Genomic DNA, 6,067 nt, shown 5'->3' with positions numbered 1-6,067 from the left:
GTGCGCGGCTGGCCGGATGCGCTGGCCCCGCTCACCACCGCACCCCCCGCACACCGCCCCGCCCGCACCCCGTCCGACCAGGCCCTGCGCCCACCGCCCCGGCATCCGGGAGCCCCTTGATGCCGGGCCCACCCTGGTGCACAAGTCGATCACATGGCATCGTCCTGGCAAGCCGCGTCACGCGCACACCCCCGCCGTGCGCGACCGACGCCCACCACGCGTACCGCCCGGGAGCCGCATCATGACCACCGCACCGCAGCCCGCCCCGCAGCCACAGTCCCTCTGGCAGCCAGGCCCGGACCGCATCGCCGGCGCACAGGTCACCCGCTTCCAGGCATGGGCCGCCACCCACCACGGCGCGCCCGCCGCCACCCCGGGCGACCCCGCCACCAGCTACGCCGACCTGCACCGCTGGTCCGTCGACGCGCTCCCCGACTTCTGGCAGGCCGTCGCCACCTGGTTCGACGTCCGCTTCACCACCCCCTACGAGACGGTGCTCGCCGACGACGCGATGCCCGGCGCCCGCTGGTTCCCCGGCGCCACCCTCAACTACGCCGAACACGCCCTGCGCGCCGCCGAAGACGCCGACCGCGCCGCCACCCCGGCCCTGCTGCACGCCGACGAATCCCTGGACCCCGTCCCCGTCAGCTGGGCCGAACTCCGCGCCCAGGTGGGCTCACTCGCCGCCGAACTCCGCGCACTCGGCGTCCGCCCCGGCGACCGCGTCAGCGGCTACCTCCCCAACATCCCGCAGGCCGTCGTCGCCTTCCTCGCCACCGCGGCCGTCGGCGCCGTCTGGACCTCCTGTGCCCCCGACTTCGGCGCCCGCAGCGTCCTGGACCGCTTCCAACAGGTCGAACCCGTCGTCCTGTTCACCGTCGACGGCTACCGCTACGGCGGCAAGGAACACGACCGCCGCGACACCGTCACCGAGCTGCGCGCCGAACTCCCCACCCTCCGGGCCGTCGTCCATGTCCCGCTCCTCGGCACCGAAGCCCCCGAAGGCGCCCTGAACTGGTCGGACCTGACCACGAATGACACCGAACCGGTCTACGAACAGGTCCCCTTCGACCACCCCCTGTGGGTCCTCTACTCCTCGGGCACCACCGGCCTCCCCAAGGCCATCGTCCAGTCCCAGGGCGGCATCCTCGTCGAACACCTCAAACAGACCGGCCTGCACTGCGACCTCGGCCCCGACGACCGCTTCTTCTGGTACACGTCCACCGGCTGGATGATGTGGAATTTCCTCGTCGGCGGTCTCCTGGTGGGCGCCACGATCGTGCTCTACGACGGCAGCCCGGGCCACCCCGACATCGCCGCCCAATGGCGGGTCGCCGAACGCACCCGCGCCACCGTCTTCGGCACCTCCGCCGCCTACGTCATGGCCTGCCGCAAGGCCGGCATCCACCCCGCACGCGACCTCGACCTCGCCGCCGTCGGCTGCGTCGCCACCACCGGATCACCGCTGCCCCCCGACGGCTTCCGCTGGCTGCACGACTCCTTCCAGGAAGCCGACGCCGACCTCTGGATCGCCTCCGTCAGCGGCGGCACCGACATCTGCAGCTGCTTCGCCGGCGCCGTCCCCACCCTCCCCGTGCACATCGGCGAACTCCAGGCCCCCGGCCTCGGCACCGACCTCCAGGCATGGGACGCCCAGGGCAAGCCGGTCACCGACGAGGTCGGCGAACTCGTCGTCACCCGCCCCATGCCCTCCATGCCGGTCCGCTTCTGGAACGACCCCGACGGCAGCCGCTACCACGACAGCTACTTCGAGATGTACCCCGGCGTCTGGCGGCACGGCGACTGGATCACCCTCACCTCCCGGGGCAGCGTCATCATCCACGGCCGCTCCGACTCCACCCTCAACCGCCAAGGCGTCCGGATGGGCTCCGCCGACATCTACGAAGCCGTCGAACGGCTCCCCGAAATCCGCGAATCGCTCGTCATCGGCCTCGAACTCCCCGACGGCGGCTACTGGATGCCCCTCTTCGTCCACCTCGCCCCCGGCGCCACCCTCGACGACGACCTGCGCACCCGCATCAAACACACCATCCGCACCCAGCTCTCCCCGCGCCACGTCCCCGACGACATCATCGAAGCGCCCGGCGTCCCGCACACCCTCACCGGCAAACGCATCGAGGTCCCCGTCAAACGCCTCCTCCAGGGCACACCGCTCGACAAGGCCGTCAACCCCGGCTCGGTCGACAACCTCGAACTGCTCCGCTTCTACGAGCGCCTCGCCAACGAGCGCGCAAAGTAACGGCACTCGGCACTCCGGCCGCCATTGTCAGACCCCCCGATTACTCTCAGTGACAAGTGAAGTCCGCGGCGGCACACCGCCGCCGCGGACGGCCAACGCACCGAGGGGGAGTCATGACATCCACATCCCGGCCCGCCGACCACGGCGCCCACGACCGACTGCGCCGCGAAGTCCCCAGCACCGCGGCCGTCCTGGCCGACGCACAGGACTTCGCGGCCATGCGCCGCTACCGGACCTTCCCGTTCGACGACCACGCCGGCTACCTCCAGCAGATGGAGGCCCTCCTGCGCACCCTGGCCTCCCAGGGCGTCCGCATCACCCTCGCCCTCTTCGACCCGGAGGCATACGACACCTACTGCGGCGACCTCGGCATCGACCCGGACCACACCGACAGCCGGGCCCGCTACGCCGCCGAACTCGCCGGCGCCGGCGCCACCCTGCCCTACGCGGGCGAACCCCTCGCCCAACTCCTGCCACTGCTGATCGAGGAGGCCGACCGACAGGCCACCTGGGAACAGGCATCCGCGTTACTCGCCCGCACCGGCACCTGCGAGGAATGCGGCGAAGACCTCGCCCACGCCGCCTTCACCCGCGCCACCGACGCACTCAAACAACTCCTCGAAGCACTCGGGGACGGCACCCACCACCTCGTGTGCAGCATCCCCGCGGGCGACCCGCAACTCCTCGCCGTCCTGCACACCACCGCACTCGACGGCGGCCGGCACCACCTCTCCGAATCACGGACCCTGATCTTCTGCACGGTCCTGGCCGCCGGCATGGCCCTCGGCTCCCCGGGCGGCATCGTCTCCCGCAGCACCACCCCCGACACCACCCCCGGCCTCCCACCCGACGCCACCCACGACACCGTCCGCGGCTGGTCCCTGCGCGACGGCTGGCCACGACCGCTCACCGCGGCCCAGGTCTTCACCGCCTACTGCACCGACGCCGACACCGGCGAACCCATCCCGCCCGAGCACCGCGTCGACCACGCCGCCGGCCTCACCCTCACCCCACCAACCGAGACCCACCGCCACCACTGAAGCCCCAACCACCGCCGCCCCTACGGCAGATGGCCGCCCCGCCACACAGGGCGGGACGGCCATCGGCACCGTTACGCGACGCTCACGCCGCACGGCATCACTCTCCGGAGAGCACCGCCTGCGCCGCCGCCCGCGCGTCGTCGGCGGTGTCCGTGGCCCGCGCCGCCGCCGCCGCACGCTCGCACTGCGCCAGCGTGTGCTTCGACAGCGTCGACCGCACGTAGGGAATCGACGCCGCACCCATGGAAAGGCTGGTGACACCGAGACCGGTCAGCACACACGCCAACAACGGATCGGCGGCCGCCTCACCGCACACCCCACAGCTCTTGCCCTCGGCCTTCGCGGCATCCGCCGCAGCCGCCACGAGATCGAGCAGCGCCGGCTGCCACGGATCCTGCAAACGCGACACCGCCCCCACCTGACGGTCCGCCGCGAAGGTGTACTGCGCCAGGTCATTCGTCCCCAGCGAAAGGAACTCGACCTCCTGCAGAATCGACCGGGCCCGCAGCGCGGCGGACGGAATCTCCACCATCGCGCCGAACTTCGCCTGCAGACCGGCCTCCCGGCACGCGTCGGCGAACGCCTTCGCATCGGTGCGGTCCGCCACCATCGGCGCCATGACCTCAAGGTAGACCGGCAGCCCCTCGGCCGCCTTCGCCAGCGCCGTCAGCTGGGTACGCAGCACATCGGGGTGATCCAGCAGCGACCGCAGCCCCCGCACACCCAGCGCCGGGTTCGGCTCGTCGCCCGGCGTCAGGAAGTCCAGCGGCTTGTCCGCACCGGCATCCAGCACCCGCACCACGACACGGCCCTCGGGGAAGGCCGACAGCACCTTGCGGTACGCCTCGATCTGCTTGTCCTCGGACGGCGCCTTCTGGCTGTCGTCCAGGAAGAGGAACTCGGTCCGGAACAGACCGACACCCTCCGCACCCGCCTCGACCGCCGCCGGCACATCCGCGGGACCGCCGACATTCGCCAGCAGCGGCACCTTGTGCCCGTCCGACGTGGCACCAGGACCGGACGAAGCCGCCAGCGCCGCCCTACGCGCCGCGGCCGCCTGCTCAAGCCCCGCACGCTTCTCGGGACTCGGCTCGACGAAGATCTCACCCGTGCTGCCGTCGACGGCGATCACGGTGCCCTCGACCAGCTCACCGGCGCCCGGCAGCGCCACCACGGCCGGCACCCCCAGCGCCCGCGCGAGAATCGCGCTGTGGCTGGTCGGCCCGCCCTCCTCGGTCACGAACCCGAGCACCAGCGCCGGGTCGAGCAGCGCGGTGTCGGCCGGCGCGAGATCCCGCGCGATCAGCACATACGGCTCATCACTGTCCGGCACCCCCGGCATCGGCACACCCAGCAGCCGCGCGACGATCCGGTTCCGCACGTCATCGAGGTCGGCGACCCGCCCGGCCAGGTACTCACCGGCACCCGCCAGCAGCGCCCGATAGGCGGCGAACGCGTCGTACACACCACGCTCGGCGGTGCTGCCGACCGCGATCCGACGCTCGACATCGGCCATCAGCTCGGGGTCCTGGGCCATCATGGCCTGCGCCTCGAGCACGGCCTGCGCCTCACCGCCGGCCAGGTTCCCCCGCGCGATCAGGTCCGCGGCAACAGCCTCAACGGCCTGGCGGGCACGCCCCTGCTCGCGCTCCGCGTCCTCGGCCGGAATCTGCTTGGCCGGCGGTTCGAGAACCGCCGTGCCCATGTGCCGCACCTCGCCGATCGCCACGCCATGGCTCACGCCGACGCCTCGCAGCGTTGTCTCCATTTCACCCGTCTCCGGTTGATGCGGCGATACGCGCCGCCGCGGTGGATGTCGTAACTGCCGTCGCGGGACGGCACCCGGCTACTGCCAGGAGAAGAGCGTCTCGCCCGCCTTGATGTCGCCGTCCTCACGGACCTCGCCGAGCGAGTCGGCAGCGGCCTCCAGCGCGACGACCGGGCACACCGGCGACTTCCCGGCCTCCTCGACCAAGGCCGGATTCCAGCGCACGACCGCCTGGCCGCGCTGAACGGTGTCGCCCTTGTTGACGAGCAGCTCGAAGCCCTCGCCGTTGAGCTGGACAGTGTCGATACCGAGGTGCGTGAGCACCCCGTGGCCGGCGGCGTCCACTACGACGAACGCATGTGGGTGCAAAGAGACAACGACGCCGTCAACGGGCGAGACGGCCTCGGACGGCTCGCGCACGGGGTCGATGGCGGTACCGGGGCCCACCATCGCGCCGGAGAAGACGGGATCGGGCACAGCCGCGAGTCCGATGGCGCGTCCGGCAAGCGGGGACGTCACGGTGGTCATGGGAAGCCTCCCAGGGGTGGAGATTCATCAGGCCGCCGTCACTACCTGTCCTGGACGGCGCACCGCTCAGAAGCGTAAGTCATAAGAACTGACGGTTCCGCATGAGCAACACCGCCCACAGCCCCGTCCGGCACCGTTGCCGAGCACCCCATCGATTTGCCTCGCCCCAAGCAGCCCTGTACTGTCTGAGACCTGCCCCGGAAAGCCGACACCGCAGAGAACTGCGGTCAAGCCAAGTGGGCGGCACTCCTTCGAATCATGATTCGGAATATCGAATCGGTTTCTGCATGTCCGCAGAAAGAATGTGGTTCGAAAGGCCGAAAGGGCCTGATAGAGTGTGAAACACCGAAGGGAAGCGCCCGGAGAGCCTGGTGAAACAGGCGCAAAGGAAGCGTCCGTTCCTTGAGAACTCAACAGCGTGCCAAAAGTCAACGCCAGATATGTTGATACCCCGTCCACCTCGGTGGATGA

Annotated in this window: 4 protein-coding genes; 2 read left to right on the top strand and 2 right to left on the bottom strand. The window is 70.8% G+C overall.

Annotation, left to right across the window (positions count from 1 at the left end):
* The first annotated feature begins 241 nt into the window (after nucleotides 1-241).
* Together LIU39_RS34475 and LIU39_RS34470 are read left to right on the top strand one after the other, a co-directional pair.
* Nucleotides 242-2,260, top strand: coding sequence for an acetoacetate--CoA ligase (locus LIU39_RS34475; RefSeq protein WP_227050927.1), 2,019 nt, complete (start codon nucleotides 242-244; stop codon nucleotides 2,258-2,260).
* Nucleotides 2,261-2,373: 113 nt separating this feature from the next.
* Nucleotides 2,374-3,300 (top strand): DUF8829 domain-containing protein, encoded by a 927-nt coding sequence (locus LIU39_RS34470; protein WP_227050926.1) that lies wholly within the window; start codon nucleotides 2,374-2,376, stop codon nucleotides 3,298-3,300.
* A 97-nt stretch (nucleotides 3,301-3,397) separates the two neighbouring features.
* Here the strand turns inward: LIU39_RS34470 and ptsP are convergent, their stop codons facing one another.
* Together ptsP and LIU39_RS34460 are read right to left on the bottom strand one after the other, a co-directional pair.
* On the bottom strand, nucleotides 3,398-5,068 hold the full coding sequence (ptsP, locus tag LIU39_RS34465) for a phosphoenolpyruvate--protein phosphotransferase (protein WP_227050925.1): 1,671 nt from the start codon (nucleotides 5,066-5,068) through the stop codon (nucleotides 3,398-3,400).
* A gap of 78 nt (nucleotides 5,069-5,146) precedes the next feature.
* A complete protein-coding gene (locus LIU39_RS34460; RefSeq protein ID WP_227050924.1) occupies nucleotides 5,147-5,596 on the bottom strand; it encodes a PTS sugar transporter subunit IIA in 450 nt (149 codons plus the stop codon).
* Nucleotides 5,597-6,067 lie beyond the last annotated feature (471 nt).

It is taken from the genome of Streptomyces pinistramenti, assembly GCF_020564935.1.
Classification (GTDB): domain Bacteria; phylum Actinomycetota; class Actinomycetes; order Streptomycetales; family Streptomycetaceae; genus Streptomyces; species Streptomyces pinistramenti.
Note: the sequence above shows the minus strand (reverse complement) of the source record. Positions and strands in the feature narration are given on the sequence as shown.